This window comes from Streptomyces sp. NPDC060232, from assembly GCF_042726555.1.
Taxonomy (GTDB): domain Bacteria; phylum Actinomycetota; class Actinomycetes; order Streptomycetales; family Streptomycetaceae; genus Streptomyces.
The window spans coordinates 105,899-123,320 of sequence record NZ_JBHXAG010000007.1; the positions used below are offsets into that span (position 1 = coordinate 105,899).

A 17,422-nucleotide genomic window follows, 5' to 3' on the forward strand; every position below is an offset into this window, starting at 1 on the left:
TCTACGGACGGCCACCGGGAGGACTTCCGGCCCGGGCGATTCGTGACCTTCGGCGCCGGAAGCGACCCGATCGCTATTCAGGCTTTGCGAGCAGCAGACAGGGGAGCAAATGCCGCAGGCCAGCACCAACAGGACAGCTCCCAGCCGCGACACAGGGATCGATCAGGGACCGCCGGCCCTCGTCTGCGCGCGGGGGCACGGGATCGTCCTCGTTGAGCCGTCCGTGGCCGCCGTCACGGCGGGCACCACCGCAGGGAGCACGGGCTGCTCATCGCCGAGCGCACCGCCGAGCACGCCAAGCAGGCGACCGGCTCGGCCTGGCCGGTGCCGGACCCGCCGGAGCCGGAGTCTCCTGAAGATTTTGCTCCGGCTGCCCGATTCGCGCCGGATTGCCGGCAAACGCCAATCGGGTTGAACCGGTGCATGCCAGACGCCGCAACGCCGCGGGGGAACTCCAGACAGGACCTAGGGTCTGTATCGAGTTGCCCCGCGGGGCAACTCGATACAGACCCTAGCCGCGCGGGAGGGTGGCGACGACCTCGTACGCCGCGTCCGTGCGGGTCGCCGTCAGGGTGCCGCCGAGACTGCGGACGCGCTCGGACATGCTCGCCGTGCCCGAGCCCGCCGAGACGGGGGCCCGGCCCGGCGTCCGGGCCGGCAGGGCGTTGCTGACGGCGATCCGCAGCCGCGGGCCGTCCACCGCGATCGACACGTCGATGGTCTCCCCGTGCGCGTGCTTGGCGGCGTTGGTCAGGCACTCCTGCACCACCCGGTAGACCGCCGCCTGCCTCAGCGGCGACAGCCCGTGCACGCCCTCGTCCATGGACAGCCGCACGGGCGAGCCGGCCCGTCCGCTCTCCTGCGCCAGCGCCGCCAGCCCGTCCACTCCCGGGGTCGAGGCCCGTTCGCCCCGCTGCACGATGATCTCGTTGAGCACCAGGTGGGCCCGGCGCGCGGTGTCGGCCAGCTCTTCGAAGTCCTTGGCGTGCGCCGTCTCGCGCGCCCGTACCGACAGCACCTCGGAGCGCACCGTCAGCAGGGTCAGCTCCCGTCCGACGAAGTCGTGCACGTCGCGGGCGACGGAGGTGCGTTCCTGCTGGACCGCCTGGAACACGGCGGACTCGGCCCGCCGGGCGGCGAGCTCCCGCACCAGGTCGTGCCGGTAGGCGGCGATCCCGACCGCCGAGGCGAGCGCGCCGATGGGCACGACGATGCCGAGGAAGCCGCTGAGTCTCTGCCCCGCGGGCTCGGGCCAGCCCGGCACCCAGAACATGACCAGCGCGAAGGCGAGGTACCCGAGCGTCGCCAGGATCCCCGCCAGGCGTCCGCGGAAGCGGCCGACCGAGTAGAGCGCGAACTGGATCAAGGTCAGCTCGTGCAGCCACCCGATGAAGAGCAGCGCGGTCAGGTACGAGAGCCAGGGCAGCCGGCGGCGCACCAGTAGCGTCGCGCAGCCCAGGGCCAGTGCCGCGGCCGCGGCGGCTCCGCTCAGCGAGTTGTCGGCGGCGGCCAGACCCGGCAGGTCGAGGGCCATCAGCCCGAGGCAGCCCAGCGCGGTGAGCACGTCGACCGCCCGCGGTGAACCGGCCCACGTGTCGGCCAGCCGACGGCCGGCGGCCACGCATCGGTGGAACACCGGGGCGACGGGCTCGACATGCATGCCCTCCATCATCCGTGGTCGGCGCCGCGGATGAGATCCAGCCGCCCGGGGAACGCAGTGATGTAGGGCACTTCGGACAGCCCGGAGGGCCCTGCGTCCCTGTCGGCCGGTGCGGAAACTCCCGCACCGGACAGGGGCATTCGCCTGGGCCTGCATCGCGGCGGGCTTCGCCCGCACGGTGTGGCCGACCGCAGACGAAGGCCCCCGCGCCGGCGGACCGGGGCGGGGGCCTTCAGCGTCGTACGAGGGACTACGCGGCGGGCAGCGTCTCCAGCTGGGCCTGGATCCGGGCGATGTCCGCGTCGGCCTTGGCCAGCCGGCCCTTGATCTTGTCCACGACGTTGTCGGGGGCCTTGGCCAGGAAGGCCTCGTTCCCCAGCTTCGCCTCGGCCTGCGCCTTCTCCTTCTCGGCCGCACCGAGGTCCTTGGTCAGGCGCTTGCGCTCGGCCTCGACGTCGATGGTGCCGGACAGGTCGAGCGCGACAGTGGCGCCGGCGACCGGGAGGGTCGCGGTGGCGCTGAAGGAGTCGCCCTCGGGCTGGAGCCGCAGCACCTGGCGGATGGCGGCCTCGTGGGCGGCCAGCGCGGTGCCGGTCAGGTCCAGGCGGGCCGGGACCTTCTGCTTGTCGTCGAGGCCCTGCTCCTTGCGGAAGCGGCGGACCTCCTTGGTCAGCGTCTGGATGCTGCCGATCTCCGCCTCGGCGGCGTCGTCGCGGAAGCCGCTGTCCTTCGGCCAGTCGGCGATGACCAGCGACTCGCGCCCGGTGAGGGTGGTCCACAGGGTCTCGGTGACGAACGGGACCACAGGGTGCAGCAGGCGCAGCATGACGTCGAGGACCTCGCCGAGGACCCGGGCAGAGACCTTGGCCTGCTCGCCGCCGGCGAAGAAGGTCGTCTTCGACAGCTCGACGTACCAGTCGAAGACCTCGTCCCACGCGAAGTGGTAGAGCGCCTCGCTGAGCTTCGAGAACTGGAAGTCCTCGTAGTAGGCGTCGACCTGCGCGATCGTCTTGTTCAGGCGGGAGAGGATCCAGCGGTCGGTGGCGGACAGCTGCTCGGCCGGCGGCAGCTCGCCCTCGATCGTGGCGCCGTTCATCAGGGCGAAGCGCGTGGCGTTCCAGATCTTGTTGGCGAACTTGCTGGACGCCTGGACCCAGTCCTCGCCGATCGGGACGTCGGTGCCGGGGTTGGCGCCCTTGGCCAGGGTGAAGCGGACGGCGTCGGAGCCGTACTTGTCCATCCAGTCCAGCGGGTCGACGACGTTGCCGAAGGACTTCGACATCTTCTTGCCGCGCTCGTCGCGGACCAGGCCGGTGAGCGCGATCGTCTTGAACGGGACCTCGCCGTCCATGGCGTACAGGCCGAACATCATCATCCGGGCGACCCAGAAGAAGATGATGTCGTGGCCGGTGACCAGGACGTCGGTGGAGTAGAACTTCTCCAGGTCCGGGGTCTTCTCCGGCCAGCCGAGCGTGGAGAACGGCCACAGGCCGGAGGAGAACCAGGTGTCGAGGACGTCGGTGTCCTGCGTCCAGCCCTCGCCGGTCGGCGCCTCGTCGTCGGGGCCGAGGCAGACGACCTCGCCGTCCGGGCCGTACCAGACCGGGATGCGGTGGCCCCACCACAGCTGGCGCGAGATGCACCAGTCGTTGAGGTTGTCGACCCAGTCGAAGTAGCGCTTCTCCATCTCGACCGGGTGGATCGCGACGCGGCCGTCGCGGACCGCGTCACCGGCGGCCTTGGCGAGGGTCTCGACCTTGACCCACCACTGCAGCGACAGGCGCGGCTCGACGGTGGTGCTGCAGCGCGAGCAGTGACCGACGGAGTGCAGGTACGGGCGCTTCTCCGCGACGATGCGGCCCTGCTGGCGCAGTGCGCCGACGACCGCGGAACGGGCCTCGTAGCGGTCCAGGCCGAGGAAGGGGCCGTGGACGGTGATGACACCGTGCTCGTCCATGATCGTCAGGTTGGGCAGGTTGTGGCGCTGCCCGATGGCGAAGTCGTTCGGGTCGTGCGCCGGGGTCACCTTGACGCAGCCGGTGCCGAACTCCGGGTCGACGTGGGTGTCCGCGACGACGGGGATCGAGCGGTCGGTCAGCGGGAGCTTGACGAGCTTGCCGACCAGGTGCTTGTAGCGCTCGTCGTCGGGGTGGACGGCGACGGCGGTGTCGCCGAGCATCGTCTCGGCGCGGGTGGTGGCGACGACGAGGGTGTCCTCGCCCTCCCCGTACCGGATGGAGACGAGCTCGCCCGCGTCCTCCTGGTACTCCACCTCGATGTCGGAGATGGCCGTCAGGCAGCGGGGGCACCAGTTGATGATGCGCTCGGCGCGGTAGATCAGGCCGTCGTCGAAGAGCTTCTTGAAGATGGTCTGGACGGCCTTGGACAGGCCCTCGTCCATGGTGAAGCGCTCGCGGGACCAGTCGACGCCGTCGCCGAGCCGGCGCATCTGGCCGAGGATCTTGCCGCCGTACTCTTCCTTCCACTGCCAGACGCGCTCGACGAACGCCTCACGGCCCAGGTCGTGGCGGGATTTACCCTCCTCGGCGAGCTGCTGCTCGACCTTGTTCTGGGTGGCGATGCCGGCGTGGTCCATGCCGGGCAGCCACAGCGACTCGTAGCCCTGCATGCGCTTGCGGCGGGTCAGGGCGTCCATGAGCGTGTGCTGGAAGGCGTGGCCCAGGTGGAGGGAACCGGTGACGTTCGGCGGCGGGATGACGATGGTGTACGGGGGCTTCTCACTCGCGGGATCGGCCGTGAAGTACCCACGCTCTACCCAGCGCTCGTAGAGCTTCCCCTCTACGTCGGCCGGCGTGTAGGCGGTCGGCAGTTCGGAGTCGGGGCTGCTGGGTGTCTGCGTGTTCTCGGTCACGGGGCCCAGTTTAGGGCCGTAACAGTCCAGTCATGAAACCGGTTGTGGAGGGGCCCGGCGCCCTGGCGGGCTTCGGCTTGGGACAGGATGTGAGGAACGCATAAGCAACCTCAGAGGGGGACGCGGGATGAGCTACAACCAGCCGGGACCTTACGGACAGCAGCCTCAGCAGCCCGGACCGTACGGACAACAGCCTCCGCCGCCGGGCCCGTACGGCCAGCCCGCGCAGCCGGGCCCGTACGGCCAGCCCGCGTCCCCGCAGCCGGGCTACGGCTACCCGCAGCAGCCGGGCGTCCCGCCGCAGGGCTACCCCCAGCAGCCGCCGACCCCGGCCTACGGCTACCCCCAGCAGGCCCCGTACGGCGGCCAGCCCCCGAAGAAGTCCAAGGCGGGCGTGATCATCGGCGTGGTCGTGGCCGTGGCGGTCATCGTGGGCGGCGGCTGGTACCTCCTGGGCGGCGGCAGCGCCGTCTCGGACGACACCAAGGGCTACAAGCTGGCCGCCCCGGACGCGGTCGATGACTTCAAGAAGGACGCGAAGTACAAGGAGGACGACTTCACCGACGAGGACAAGAAGGAAGCCGAGGCGGCGGGCATCAAGAACCCGACCCAGGTGGGCATGGACTACCTGGCCGGCGACCCGAAGAACCCGCTGACGGCGAAGGGCCTCAAGTTCTCCGGCCTCTACGGCGAGATCGCCGACCCGGAGAAGTCGGTGGACGGCTACTTCGCCAAGGCCAGGATGGACGCCGCCAAGGACGGCAAGTCCGACGTGCAGCTGATCGGCAGCCCGAAGACGATGTCCCCGCCCAACTTCAAGGGCGCCGTCATGAAGTGCCAGGACATCAAGTTCACGTCGAAGGACACGTCCACCAAGGGGCCCAAGGAGGCCACGCTGCCCTTCTGCGTCTGGGGCGACTACAGCACCATCGCCATGGTCAGCGCCTCCGACGTGGCGTCGATCCTGGCGAACAAGCCGGGTTACACCCAGGAGCAGGCCGCGGAGCTCGCCGCGAAGCTCTACAACACCGCCCGCGTCAAGGCGTGACCCGGGGCAGCGGTCGGCGCAGGGCAGAATCCGTGCGCCGACCTGGCCGCTCTCAGGCGAGCTGGTAGCACGCCGTGGAAGCGTCGTTGACCTTCACTCCGAGGTTCACCAGACTCACATAGCAGCCATGCCGGTTCATCCCCGACATGTCCCATGCAGCGGCGTGATCGCATGCGGCCTGCACCTGCGTACCCACGTTGTATCCCAGATTCCGCAGGTAGACCTGGCAGTCAGCCGAAGAGGCCGATGCCGGTGAAGCTGCAACAACGGGCAAGGTGGCAGCAACGAATACCGCTGCGAGAGCGCCGAGCGTACGCTTCTTCTTCATTCTTTATCCCTCCGCAGAAACTTCCCCCTGCGAAGGGGATCAAGAAAACCACAACCGCTCCAGGCCTCATCGAACCTTTGGCCGATTGTCGCGCGCATGAGTCCTGAATGCGGAGAAGGGGCGCCCCCGGTGGGGGCGCCCCTTTCGCGTACCGGTCTACTGCCCTGCGGCTAGGCCGACTTCTCGTGCGGGCCCTGGTCCTTCGGGACGATCCGCGGGACCAGTGTCGGGTTGACGTTGGAGCGGACCACGTCGGCGGTGATGACGACCCGGGCCACGTCCTTGCGGGACGGGACCTCGTACATCACCGACATCAGGACCTCTTCCATGATGGCGCGCAGGCCGCGCGCGCCCGTCTGGCGGAGGATCGCCTGGTCCGCGATGGCCTCCAGCGCGCCGCGCTCGAAGTCCAGCTCCACACCGTCGAGTTCGAACAGCCGCTGGTACTGCTTGACCAGCGCGTTGCGCGGCTCGATGAGGATCTGGAGCAGGGCCTCACGGTCCAGGTTGTGCACGGAGGTCAGGACGGGAAGACGGCCGATGAACTCGGGGATCATCCCGAACTTCACCAGGTCCTCCGGCATGACCTCCTGGAACTGGTCGCTGGCCTCGATCTCGCGCTTCGAGCGGATCGTCGCCCCGAAGCCGATGCCCTTGGCGCCCGCGCGCGACTCGATGATCTTCTCCAGGCCGGCGAAGGCGCCGCCCACGATGAAGAGCACGTTCGTCGTGTCGATCTGGATGAACTCCTGGTGCGGGTGCTTGCGGCCGCCCTGCGGCGGCACGGACGCCGTCGTCCCTTCCAGGATCTTCAGGAGGGCCTGCTGCACGCCCTCGCCGCTCACGTCGCGCGTGATCGACGGGTTTTCGCTCTTGCGGGCGACCTTGTCGATCTCGTCGATGTAGATGATCCCGGTCTCGGCCTTCTTGACGTCGTAGTCGGCGGCCTGGATCAGCTTCAGCAGGATGTTCTCGACGTCCTCGCCGACATACCCGGCCTCCGTCAGCGCCGTCGCGTCGGCGATGGCGAACGGGACGTTCAGCATGCGGGCCAGCGTCTGCGCGAGGAGCGTCTTGCCGGAGCCCGTGGGGCCCAGCAGCAGGATGTTGGACTTCGCGAGCTCGATCGCGTCCTCGCGGCCCTGCGCGCCGCCGTTCTCGCCGGCCTGGACGCGCTTGTAGTGGTTGTAGACCGCTACCGAGAGCGCCTTCTTCGCCGGCTCCTGGCCGACGACGTAGCTCTCCAGGAACTCGTAGATCTCACGGGGCTTGGGGAGTTCCTCCCACCGGACCTCGGAGGTCTCCGCGAGCTCCTCTTCGATGATCTCGTTGCAGAGGTCGATGCACTCGTCGCAGATGTACACACCGGGTCCTGCGATGAGCTTCTTCACCTGCTTCTGGCTCTTTCCGCAGAACGAGCACTTGAGCAGATCGCCGCCGTCACCGATGCGTGCCACGAGGTGCTTCCCCTTCGCCTGGGAGACGCCTGGTTCAGCGCTCCTGGTGCCTCATATCCGACGGTACCTTGCCGGGGGCCCCGTGCGGGGCCCCCTTGACGTGGTTCACATCGCCGAATCCGGTGGTGTGCCCGCGCCAACTGGCGGCAAGGGTCAGAGCTTGGTGCTCTTGCGGGTGGAGATGATCTGGTCGATCAGGCCGTACGCGAGGGCGTCCTCGGCCGTGAGGATCTTGTCGCGCTCGATGTCGTCGCGGATCTTCTCGATCGGCGTCGTCGAGTGCTTGGCCAGCATGGTCTCCAGCTGGTCGCGCATGCGCAGGATCTCGTTGGCCGCGATCTCCAGGTCCGAGAGCTGCTCACGGCCGGTGCCGCCGGAGGGCTGGTGGATCAGCACGCGGGCGTTCGGAAGGGCCATGCGCTTGCCGGGGGTGCCGGCGGCGAGCAGGACGGCGGCGGCGGAGGCTGCCTGGCCCATGCAGACCGTCTGGATGTCCGGCTTCACGAACTGCATCGTGTCGTAGATCGCCGTCAGCGCGGTGAAGGAGCCGCCGGGGCTGTTGATGTAGATCGAGATGTCGCGGTCCGGGTCCATGGACTCCAGGCACAGCAGCTGCGCCATGACGTCGTTGGCCGAGGCGTCGTCGATCTGCACGCCGAGGAAGATCACGCGCTCCTCGAAGAGCTTCGCGTACGGGTCGTACTCGCGCACGCCCTGCGAGGTGCGCTCGACGAAGCGCGGGATGACGTAGCGGTTGTCCACCTGCGGGCCGGAGTAGAGGCCGCTCGCGGAGCTCGCGGAGAAGTTGTTCTGCATCTGGGTGTTCACCATCCTGGTGGCGTTCTGCGGGCTGTCGGCTGCGGGGTACTGACGGTGGCTGCCGGGATCAGGCCCCGGTGCCGCCGCCACCCGGAACGTTGGACGCGGCCGAGATGATCTCGTCGATGAGGCCGTACTCCTTGGCCTCCTCGGAGGTGAACCAGCGGTCGCGGTCACCGTCGCGGATGATCGCCTCGACGGTCTGGCCCGAGTGGAACGCGGTGATCTCGGCCATCCGCTGCTTGGTGCGCAGCAGGTACTGGGCCTGGATCTTGATGTCCGACGCGGTGCCGCCGATACCGGCGGAGCCCTGGTGCATCAGGATGTCGGTGTTCGGCAGGGCGAAGCGCTTGCCCTTGGCGCCACCGGTGAGCAGGAACTGCCCCATCGAGGCCGCCATGCCCATACCGATGGTCACGACGTCGTTGGGGATGTACTGCATGGTGTCGTAGACGGCCATGCCGGCCGTCACCGAGCCACCGGGGCTGTTGATGTAGAGGTAGATGTCCTTCTCCGGCTCGGCGGCCAGGAGCAGGAGCTGCGCGGTGATCTTGTTAGCGATGTCGTCGTCGACCTGCTGGCCGAGGAAGATGATTCGCTCGCCGAGCAGCCGGTTGTAGACATGGTCGCCGAGGCCGCCACCGATGGACGGCTCACCCGCGGCGTAAGGCTTCAGATTCGTCACGTATCCACCTGCTCGTCTCCGACGGCCATGTGCCGTCTCAGCGTCTCGTTCTGGGGCACGGTCCAGCCGGAGCGGACGGGTCCGCCGGCGCCCGGGTACTCACGTGCCCTCGTATTCATGGACCCTAACGCGCAGGTCGGACAACGCCATCCCGCTTCCCGAACTGTTCGCTCGGAGCGCAAGGTCCTCAGGCCTTGCGGGGACCGCGCCGCGGCCATGCGGAAGGGCCCGGACGCGGCTGCGTCCGGGCCCTTCGGGGCACTGCTCGGCGGGCTCGGCCAGGGGTGTCACCCGGGCTCGGCCAGAGGTGTCACCCGGCCTGGCCCGGGGTGTTACCCGGTCTCGCCCGAGGTGTTACTTGGCCTCGTCGGCCTTGACCTCGTCGTCGCCGTCGACGGCGGCCTCGACGGTCTCGGCGGCCGTCTCGACCTCGTCCTCGTCGTCGGAGAGGTCGACGACCTCACCGTTGGTGTCGACGACCTTGGCGGCCTCGACGACGACCGCGAGGGCCTTGCCGCGCGCGACCTCGCCGACCAGCATCGGGACCTGGCCACCCTCGACGACCGCCTGGGCGAACTGGTCGGGGGACATGCCGGAGGACTGGGCACGGCGCATGAGGTGCTCGGTGAGCTCCTCCTGGTTGACGCCCAGCTTCTCCTTGTTGACCAGGGCGTCCAGGACGAACTGGGTCTTGATGCCCTTGATCGCCTGTTCCTTGGTCTCGGCGTCGAACTCCTCGACCGTCTTGCCCTGGAACTCCAGGTACTTCGCCAGGTCCAGGCCCATCTGGCCGAGCTGGTGGTGCTCCAGGTTGTGCTTGCGGGTGTTGACCTCGTCCTCGAGCAGCTTCTCGGGGATCGGCACCTCGACGAGCTCCAGCAGCTTCTCCAGGACGCGCTCCTGGGCCTGCGTGGCCTGGTCGTACTGCTTCATGTTCTCGAGGCGCTTGCGGCTGTCCGCCTTGAGCTCCTCAAGGGTGTCGAACTCGCTGGCCATCTGGGCGAACTCGTCGTCCAGCTCCGGGAGCTCCTTGGCGGAGACCTTGGTGACCTTGACGGAGACCTCGGCGTCCTTGCCCTCGGCGGAGCCGCCCTTCAGCTGCGAGGTGAAGGTGGCCTCGCCGCCGGCCTCCAGGCCCGTGACGGCCTCGTCGATGCCTTCGAGCAGCTCGCCCGAGCCGATGGTGTAGGAGACGTCGGAGGCGACGCCGTCGGGCAGCACCTCGCCGTCGACCTTGGCCTCCAGGTCGATGGTGACGACGTCACCCTCGGCGGCGGCGCGCTCGACGTCCTTGGTGGACGCGAAGCGGCCCCGCAGCTGCTCGACCGACTTCTCGACGTCCTCGTCGGAGACCTCGATGGCGTCGACCTCGACCTCGATGCCGGAGTAGTCCGGGATCTCGATCTCGGGGCGCACGTCGACCTCGGCGGTGAAGGCCAGCAGCTCGCCGTCCTTCAGCTCGGTGATGTCGACCTCGGGCTGGCCCAGCGGGTTCAGGTCGGCCTCGTTGACGGCCTCGGTGTAGAACTTCGGGAGGGCGTCGTTGACGGCCTCCTCCAGCACCGCACCGCGGCCGAAGCGCTGGTCGATGACGCGGGCCGGGATCTTGCCCTTGCGGAAGCCCTTCACCGTGACCTGCTGGTTGATCTTCTTGTACGCCGCGTCGAGGCTGTCCTTGAGCTCCTCGAAGGGCACCTCAACAGTGAGCCGAACCCGCGTCGGGTTCAGGGTCTCAACGGCGCTCTTCACGGTTCGGTCTCCTTGTGGCTGACTGCTGGGGGATCTGCCGTCTCGCTGGAATCAGCGGCCCGGCGGACTTCGGCCCGGTACATCAGACACACGGGCACGCAGCTTGCATAGTAGCCGCAAGCGGCAATCAGCCCACAACGCGATCTTGCGGTGGGCCGCCAGTGGTCGGGGTGGCCGGATTCGAACCGACGACCTTCCGCTCCCAAAGCGGACGCGCTACCAAGCTGCGCCACACCCCGTCGGTGCGACACGTAGGGTACATGCCCGGAGACCCTCTGATGCGCGGTGTTTCCCGAGCCGTTTCGGACAGAGGGCGGCGCGGGCACGGAATGTGGTGTGCGCGCGGCCGGAACGACCCGCTAGGATGCTGTCCGTGCCACGGTCCCCGGACCTGCGGCGCACGCAACGCGGGCGTAGCTCAATGGTAGAGCCCTAGTCTTCCAAACTAGCTACGCGGGTTCGATTCCCGTCGCCCGCTCTGAGTACTGAAGGGCCAGGTCAGAGGACGTTTCCTCCGCCTGGCCCTTGGTCGTTCCCGGGGCCTGCGGATGTGGGGGCGCTGCGAAAAGGCCTGGTGGGCGGGGGTTGGGGTTGCGGACAATGGCGGTATGACGCTGACGGTTTGGGTCGACGACTGGCAGATGCAGTGCTGCGGGGAGGACTTCGCGCCGGGGGACGTCGTGTCGTGGCAGTTGCTCAGGGCCGACCCGGAGGACTACGCCGACATCGTCGGCCGCGGCCGTGCGGCCGACATCGACTTCTGCGAGGAGCACCACGGCCAGGAGGAGGGGCGTGGCCCCACCGCGCTGGAGGTGCTGACGATCACCGAGGTGCACTGCCGGTACGAGGTACCCGCGGGGAGCGCGGGCCGTGTGTCGCGCCCCGTCCCTGGGTCGGCGGTGCTGGTTCCGGTCGAGAGGGCCGACGGGTGGGCGGCGGAGCGGGCGGGGGTCCGCTTCGCCGGGTATCTGGTGACCTGTCGGCGCGGCGGGGACCGGCCGTGAGGCGCGGCGGGGCGGGGCCGGCGAAGACGCCGGCGGCCGTCACCGCGGAGTGCCTGGAGGGTGCGGACGCGGCGCGGGACGGGGCGGCGTTCCGGCTGGGCTACGCGGAAGCGTTCGCGTAGCCGCCGCACGGCGGGACCGCCGAGGACCTCGCACCGCCTTCCGGGGATTGCGCTGCCGGACGGCGCGGCGGCTGTGGCCGCCTCTCGGGCGCGGGGCTGACCGAGGATCGGCCGGGCTCGTCCCCGGACCTCTGCGACGTCGTGCTGCCGGAGGGTCCGGAGGGTGCCGTGGGACGCGTGCCCGCCGCTCCTAGGGTCTGTATCGAGTTGCCCCGCGGAGCAAGGAGCGGCGTTCGGTGCGTGCCTCGGCGTGCGGGACGAATGTCCTCGTAGCGGAGCTACTAGGGCATGTGGCTCGTGCGCCGAGGGTGCGTGCCGGGCGTCGCGACGCCGCGGGGCCACTCGATACAGACCCTAGAGCTTGATGTTCGCGATCATCGTTGCCAGGGAGTTGAGGAAACGGTTCACGTCGTCCGCGATCGAGCTGGACGCCAGGAAGAAGCCGAAGAGGGCCGCGACGATGGCGGGACCCGTCTTGATGTGGTTGCCGCGGATCAGCACCACCAGGATGACCGCCAACAGAACCACCACTGACAGCGAAATGGCCACTACTGATCACACCTTCGGTCGTCCCCTGGTAGGCCGGGGGCGCACGGCCGAGAATGCCCCCACATGGACCATCCTCCCACCAACCGGCCACGGTCATACGCCCCGTGACGAAAGGCCATGGTTCCGTTTTCACCAACCGCCGCGGACGAGGGGGTTCAGGGGGCCGCGAGGCCCAGGAGGGAACGGACATACGCGTACTTGGCGGACAGTCGGTCGCGGGTGGGGGCGTCCAGTACGGCGAGGCGTGCGGGGTCGGCGTTGTGCGCGAGGTCGGCTTCCTTGACCAGCAGGGCGCCCGGCGTGGCCAGGATGCGGGCCGCGTAACTCTCGACCGGCTCGCCGGGGCGCTTGGTGACGGCGAGGACCATGTCCTTTACGGACTGCGGGAGAGCGGCGGAATCCAGCCACGTGAGGCTGAGCGCCTCGTCCTCGATCGCGTCGTGCAGCCAGGCCGCGGCCTGCTGTTCGGGGGTTCCGCCGCGGACGCGCACGCCCTCGGCTACGGCCGCGAGGTGCTCGGCATACGGCCTGCCGGCCTTGTCGGTCTGGCCCTCGTGCGCGCCGCGCGCCAGGGCCTCGACCTCCATGAGCGTCAGGGGACTGCTCGTCATGCGATCTCCCTCGCTGCCGCACGCAGGGCCCGGGCGGCCCTGTCGACGTCTGCCTGTGTCGTACGCCAGTTGGAGAACGCGGCGCGCAGCCCGGCGGTTCCCTCGTGGACGGTCGGGGTGACGAACACCTCGGCGGCCGCCGCTTCGCGCAGGGCGGTCAGACGGGCCGGATCGGGGTTGTCGGCGAGGGTGAAGCAGACGACGTTGAGGCGGACGGGGGCCAGGAGGGTGAAGGCGGGGTCCTCCGCCAGGGCCGCGCCGAGGGCGCGGGCGCAGGCGATGTCGCGTTCGACGATCTCCCGGTGCCCCTGGCGGCCGTAGGCGCGCAGCGTGAACCAGGCGGCGAGGGCGCGCAGCCGGTGGGAGTTCTCCGGGGTGAGGTGGACGAGGTCGGGGTGCTCGCCGAGGGGGCCGAGGTAGGCGGCGGAGTTCTGGAACACGCGGGCCTGCAGGTCGCGGCGGCGGGTGAACTGGACGGCGCTGTCGTAAGGGACGTTGAGCCATTTGTGGAGGTCGACGCAGAGGGAGTCCGAGGCGTCGAGGCCTGCGGCGAGGTGCGCGTGGTCCGGGGAGAGCGCGGCGAATGCGCCGAAGGCGGCGTCGGTGTGCAGCCAGAAGTCGTGGCGCGGGCGGAGGGCGGCGATGGCGGTGAGGTCGTCGAAGTCGACGGTGTTGACGGTGCCCGCGTTGGCGACGACGACGGCCGGTCCGGGGGTGTCGGCCAGCGCCCGGTCCAGGGCGGCTGGGTCCACGGCCTCGCGGCCGGGCAGGGTCGGGACGCGTACGAGGGAGTTGCGGCCGAGGCCGAGGACGGAGAGGGCCTTGGCGATGGAGGAGTGCGGGGCTCCGGAGAGGACGCGGACCGGGCCGAGGGCGCCGGCGCCGTCGTCGGCCGGAGACACGCCGAGGCGTTCGCCGAGCCATTCGCGGGCGATGGCGAGACCGGTGGTGTTGGACATGGTGGCGCCGCTGACGAACGTACCGGTGTGGGCGTCGCAGAGGCCGAAGAGCTCGCGCAGCCAGCCCACGGTCTCGCGTTCGAGGTCCTGGCCGGCGCCGTCCATGGAGGAGTTGGAGTTCTGGTCGTGGGCGGCGGTGAGCCAGTCCCCGGCGAGCGCGGCGGGGGTGGCGCCGCCGGTGACGAAGCCGAAGTAGCGGGGGCCGGCGGAGGCCGAGAGCCGCGGCTCCCAGCGGGCGCGGAACGCCGCCAGGGCGGTCTCCGTGCCGCAGCCCTGCTCCGGGAGCGGTTCGGGGCCGGCCGGCTTCGGGATGTCCGGTACGACGGCGCGCTCGTCGAGGGTGGCGAGTGCGTCGGCGGCGGCGCGGCGGGTGGCGTCGAGCAGGTCGGGGAGCCGTGCGAGGTCTGCGGCGAGCGTGCGGTCCATGAGGGCACGGTAGGGCCGGCGCGGGCCCGCGCGGACGAGCCAATCCGGGGCGAGTGGCCCGCCCGTACCCCGCCTGTCCCCCGCCAGTCCCCGCCGGACCCCCACCCGTCCCCATCCGTCCCCGCGGGACCCCCGCCCGTCGCCCACCCGTCGCCCACGCGGCGCCCGCCGGGGACGTCGTACGCTCGACGGATGATCCCGAAGCGGCAGGGGCGGCAGGTGCGGTGGGGGCGGGGCGTTGTCGGGGGCGTGCTGGCCCTGGGGATGCTCGCCGGGGCCGCGGGCTGCGGTACGCCGCCCGCACCCGGGCCGGCCTTCGGCCCGCACGGCCGCTCCACGCAGCCGGGTACGGAGCCGGACGCGACGACGCGCGGGACGGGAGCGGCGCCGAACCGGACCGTACCCGCACCCGCACCCGAGCCGACGTCCGGACGGTCGTGCCCCGAGGGCGGGGTCCGGCTGGTCGAGACCGGCGGGGACGCGGCGATGGGGCTGCGGGTGGAGGGCTTCCAGCTGGTCAACTGCGGTACGGAGGCGTACGTGCTGGAGGGCTACCCGGGGGTCTCGCTGCGGGACGGCCGCAACGATCCGCTGGAGGTCGCGGTGGTGCACGGCGCGGCGGGGATCACCACGGGGGTGCCGGACATCGACGCGGCGCCGCAGCGGCTGACGCTGGCGCCGGGGCAGGCGGCAGCGTGGTCGGTGGTGTGGCGCAACCTCGTCACCGACTCGACGGTACCGGCCACGACGGTGCCTGCCATGGAGATCGAACCCCGGCCCGGAGCGCCCCGGCTGTGGCTGCGGCTCGCCCGGCCGCTCGACCTCGGGAACACGGGGAAGCTGGGGATCGGCCCCTGGACGGCGGTCACCGGGTGATCGTCTGGCTCAACGGGCCGTTCGGCGGCGGCAAGACGCAGACGGCGTACGAGTTGTGCCGCCGGCTGCCGGGAAGCGTCGTGTGCGATCCGGAGCACGTCGGCTTCGGGCTCCACCGGATGCTGCCGCCCGCCCTCCGCGGTGACTTCCAGGACCTGGCGGCGTGGCGCCAGGGCGTGTTCGAGGTACTGGACCTCGCCGCCCGGCGGCATCCGGGGGTGCTGCTGGTGCCGATGACCGTCACGGAGCCGGCCTACTTCGCGGAGACCGTGGGGCGGCTGCGAGAACGGGGCCACGACGTACGGCACTTCGCGCTGCTGGCGGAGCGGGCGACGGTACTGCGGCGGCTGCGCGAGCGGGGGCTCGGCCGGGGGCTGAAGCGGGAGAGCTTCGCGGTGTCCCGTCTCGACGGGTGCCTGGAGGCACTGCGCGCGCCGGAGTTCGCGCAGCACCTGGCCACCGACCGGCTGACGGTGTCCCAGGTGGCGGGCCGGGTGGCCGCCTCGGCCGGGCTGGACCTCGCTGCGGACACGGACGGCCCGCTCCGGGGCCGGATCCGCCGCGCGCTGGTCGGCGTACGGCACATCCGCTTCGGTAGCCAGTGCCGTGGCCGGCACGGTCTGCCGGGGCGCGGCGTCCGGTGCGGTACGCCGCAAGGTGGAGGGCTGCGGCTCGTACCGGACGTACGTGCGTGGTCCGACACCGCGGCGAGGTGCCGTGCCGGGCGCCGCGACCCGGTGAACCTCTGCGGTCACGCGCTGGCTGGGGAGCATCACGCCGTGGCGCCGCGGGCCGTGAGAGCCGTCATGCAACCCGCAGCCGCGGGGCGGGGCACCCCCGGCCCCCTGGCAGCGGGGCGCCCGGCCGATCAGGGAGAGCGGCGGATGAGCAGCAGGGCGCGGTCGTCGTTGACGTCCTTGGCGACCTTCTCGATCAGGTGCCAGGCCGCGCCCTCCCAGCCGGCGGAGACGTAGCGGTCGGCTTCGCCGGTGAGGCGGTCGATGCCCTCGCTGATCTCCCGGTCGGCCGTCTCGACGAGACCGTCGGTGAAGAGCATCAGGACGTCGCCGCGGCGGAGGTTGCCACGGGCGGGGGTGAACTCGGCGCCGTCGTAGACCCCGAGCAGCGGGCCCTCGCCGGACTTCTCCTGCCAGCGGCCGGTACCGGCGCACAGTTGGAGGGCGGGGAGGTGGCCGGCCGAGAGGAGTTCGTAGTCGCCGCTCTCCAGGTCCAGGACGAGGTGGATGGAGGTGGCGAAGCCCTCGTCCCAGCCCTGGCGCAGCAGGTAGCCGTTGGCGGCGGGCAGGAAGCCGTGCGGTGGCAGCGCGCCGAGCAGTCCCCCGAAGGCGCCGGAGAGCAGCAGGGCCCGGGAGCCCGCCTCCATGCCCTTGCCGGAAACGTCGGTCAGGACGATCTCCAGGGTCCGGCCGCCGTTGGTGCGGGCGGCGACGACGAAGTCACCGGAGAAGGACTGGCCGCCTGCGGGGCGCAGGGCCATCTCGCGGTGCCAGCCGCGTGGCAGGGCGGGCAGCTTGCTCTGGACGCGGATGCGTTCGCGGAGGTCGAAGAGCATGGTGCCGCCGCGTCTCCAGGGCACGCCGACGCGGCTGCGGAACTGTGCGATGAGCAGTCCGAACAACCCGCAGGCCGCGACGACCAGCACGGTGCCGGGGGTGACGCGGGCCGGACCCTGGGCGTAAGGGCCGAGGACGAGGGCCTCGACGACCAGCGCGGCCGCGGAGGCGGCGTACAGGGCGAGGAGGCTGGCGGGGCGCAGCAGGAGGCCGCCGGCGACGATCGGCAGGACGAGTGCGGACGGCGAGAACCAGACCGGCAGCATCAGCGTGCCGCAGGCTATGGCGGGAACGGTGAGCAGCAGCCCGATGAAGGCGAGCCAGTCGGAGGCGTCTCCGCGGAAGTAGTCGACGGCGGATTTGCGCAGGACGGTGCGGCCCCGGTGCGACCGCATGCGCATCCGGGCCAGAAGGGTCTCCACATGTGCTCGGGCCATTGCTTCGGGACCCTATCCATCCTGGCTGTGAATGCGCAGGGGTACCCCCGGACCCGGCACTCGCGGGCGTCCGAAAACGCTTCGAGTGCGACGGAATGGCCGGGTGACGAGGGGGTGTCCGGCAAGCGTCCCCCGGCCCGCGTCGCTGCGGTCACAGCACTTGGAGTCTGATGAAGATCTTGAAAACACGCTCGGCTTGCACCGGTTCAACCCGATTGACATTTACCGGCAGTCTGGTGTGAATCG

The 17,422-nt window shown here is 70.5% G+C and carries 15 protein-coding genes, 2 tRNA genes and 1 pseudogene; 6 read left to right on the top strand and 12 right to left on the bottom strand.

What is annotated here, in order from left to right; all coding sequences use genetic code 11:
- Positions 1-511 precede the first annotated feature (511 nt).
- Together ACFWFZ_RS12980 and ACFWFZ_RS12985 are read right to left on the bottom strand one after the other, a co-directional pair.
- The gene (locus tag ACFWFZ_RS12980; protein ID WP_387120911.1) at positions 512-1,660 is read right to left on the bottom strand and encodes a sensor histidine kinase; all 1,149 of its coding nucleotides are present in this window, start codon (positions 1,658-1,660) and stop codon (positions 512-514) included.
- A 250-nt stretch (positions 1,661-1,910) separates the two neighbouring features.
- Positions 1,911-4,532 carry a valine--tRNA ligase gene (locus ACFWFZ_RS12985; protein WP_387120914.1) on the bottom strand — a complete coding sequence of 874 codons (2,622 nt, stop codon included), beginning with the start codon at positions 4,530-4,532 and terminating at the stop codon, positions 1,911-1,913.
- A 127-nt stretch (positions 4,533-4,659) separates the two neighbouring features.
- Between ACFWFZ_RS12985 and ACFWFZ_RS12990 the strand changes: the two genes are divergently transcribed.
- A complete protein-coding gene (locus tag ACFWFZ_RS12990) occupies positions 4,660-5,580 on the top strand; it encodes a hypothetical protein (protein ID WP_387120917.1) in 921 nt (306 codons plus the stop codon).
- Between the two features lie 52 nt (positions 5,581-5,632).
- Here ACFWFZ_RS12990 and ACFWFZ_RS12995 read toward each other — a convergent pair whose 3' ends face one another.
- The 6 genes from ACFWFZ_RS12995 to ACFWFZ_RS13020 form a co-directional block, all read right to left on the bottom strand.
- A complete protein-coding gene (locus ACFWFZ_RS12995; protein WP_387120920.1) occupies positions 5,633-5,908 on the bottom strand; it encodes a hypothetical protein in 276 nt (91 codons plus the stop codon).
- Between the two features lie 170 nt (positions 5,909-6,078).
- Positions 6,079-7,365, bottom strand: coding sequence for an ATP-dependent Clp protease ATP-binding subunit ClpX (clpX, locus tag ACFWFZ_RS13000; RefSeq protein WP_384538810.1), 1,287 nt, complete (start codon positions 7,363-7,365; stop codon positions 6,079-6,081).
- Positions 7,366-7,518: 153 nt separating this feature from the next.
- The gene (locus ACFWFZ_RS13005; protein WP_030760910.1) at positions 7,519-8,196 is read right to left on the bottom strand and encodes an ATP-dependent Clp protease proteolytic subunit; all 678 of its coding nucleotides are present in this window, start codon (positions 8,194-8,196) and stop codon (positions 7,519-7,521) included.
- 55 nt (positions 8,197-8,251) lie between these two features.
- Complete coding sequence (locus tag ACFWFZ_RS13010) at positions 8,252-8,869, bottom strand: ATP-dependent Clp protease proteolytic subunit (RefSeq protein WP_030649990.1); 618 nt, start codon at positions 8,867-8,869, stop codon at positions 8,252-8,254.
- A gap of 354 nt (positions 8,870-9,223) precedes the next feature.
- Positions 9,224-10,618: a trigger factor gene (gene tig / locus ACFWFZ_RS13015; protein WP_387120925.1), complete on the bottom strand. Its 1,395-nt coding sequence runs from the start codon at positions 10,616-10,618 to the stop codon at positions 9,224-9,226.
- Positions 10,619-10,780: 162 nt separating this feature from the next.
- Positions 10,781-10,857, bottom strand: a tRNA-Pro gene (locus ACFWFZ_RS13020).
- Between the two features lie 168 nt (positions 10,858-11,025).
- Here ACFWFZ_RS13020 and ACFWFZ_RS13025 point away from each other — a divergent pair.
- The 3 genes from ACFWFZ_RS13025 (at position 11,026) to ACFWFZ_RS13035 (ending at position 11,744) form a co-directional block, all read left to right on the top strand.
- Positions 11,026-11,096: transfer RNA gene (locus ACFWFZ_RS13025), tRNA-Gly, on the top strand.
- A 130-nt stretch (positions 11,097-11,226) separates the two neighbouring features.
- Positions 11,227-11,622 (top strand): DUF6578 domain-containing protein, encoded by a 396-nt coding sequence (locus ACFWFZ_RS13030; RefSeq protein WP_387120928.1) that lies wholly within the window; start codon positions 11,227-11,229, stop codon positions 11,620-11,622.
- Positions 11,619-11,744, top strand: coding sequence for a hypothetical protein (locus tag ACFWFZ_RS13035; RefSeq protein ID WP_387120931.1), 126 nt, complete (start codon positions 11,619-11,621; stop codon positions 11,742-11,744). Before ACFWFZ_RS13030 ends, ACFWFZ_RS13035 begins: the two co-directional genes overlap by 4 nt.
- A gap of 354 nt (positions 11,745-12,098) precedes the next feature.
- Here ACFWFZ_RS13035 and ACFWFZ_RS13040 read toward each other — a convergent pair whose 3' ends face one another.
- From ACFWFZ_RS13040 to ACFWFZ_RS13050, 3 genes are all read right to left on the bottom strand, one after another.
- Entirely contained in the window at positions 12,099-12,293 is a 195-nt protein-coding gene (locus tag ACFWFZ_RS13040) for a membrane protein (RefSeq protein ID WP_030008564.1), read from the bottom strand.
- A gap of 155 nt (positions 12,294-12,448) precedes the next feature.
- Complete coding sequence (locus tag ACFWFZ_RS13045; protein ID WP_387120934.1) at positions 12,449-12,904, bottom strand: HD domain-containing protein; 456 nt, start codon at positions 12,902-12,904, stop codon at positions 12,449-12,451.
- Positions 12,901-14,289, bottom strand: coding sequence for a pyridoxal phosphate-dependent decarboxylase family protein (locus ACFWFZ_RS13050; RefSeq protein ID WP_387120937.1), 1,389 nt, complete (start codon positions 14,287-14,289; stop codon positions 12,901-12,903). The genes ACFWFZ_RS13045 and ACFWFZ_RS13050 overlap by 4 nt, the downstream gene beginning before the upstream one ends.
- 192 nt (positions 14,290-14,481) lie before the next feature.
- Between ACFWFZ_RS13050 and ACFWFZ_RS13055 the strand changes: the two genes are divergently transcribed.
- Both ACFWFZ_RS13055 and ACFWFZ_RS13060 read left to right on the top strand, forming a co-directional pair.
- On the top strand, positions 14,482-15,165 hold the full coding sequence (locus ACFWFZ_RS13055; RefSeq protein ID WP_387120940.1) for a DUF4232 domain-containing protein: 684 nt from the start codon (positions 14,482-14,484) through the stop codon (positions 15,163-15,165).
- Positions 15,162-15,758, top strand: a pseudogene (locus ACFWFZ_RS13060) (AAA family ATPase); the annotation flags it as partial. The gene ACFWFZ_RS13055 and the pseudogene ACFWFZ_RS13060, both read left to right, overlap by 4 nt.
- 275 nt (positions 15,759-16,033) lie before the next feature.
- On the opposite strand, the gene ACFWFZ_RS13065 reads toward ACFWFZ_RS13060, so the two are convergent.
- Entirely contained in the window at positions 16,034-17,176 is a 1,143-nt protein-coding gene (locus ACFWFZ_RS13065) for a PP2C family protein-serine/threonine phosphatase (protein WP_387120943.1), read from the bottom strand.
- Positions 17,177-17,422: the final 246 nt, after the last annotated feature.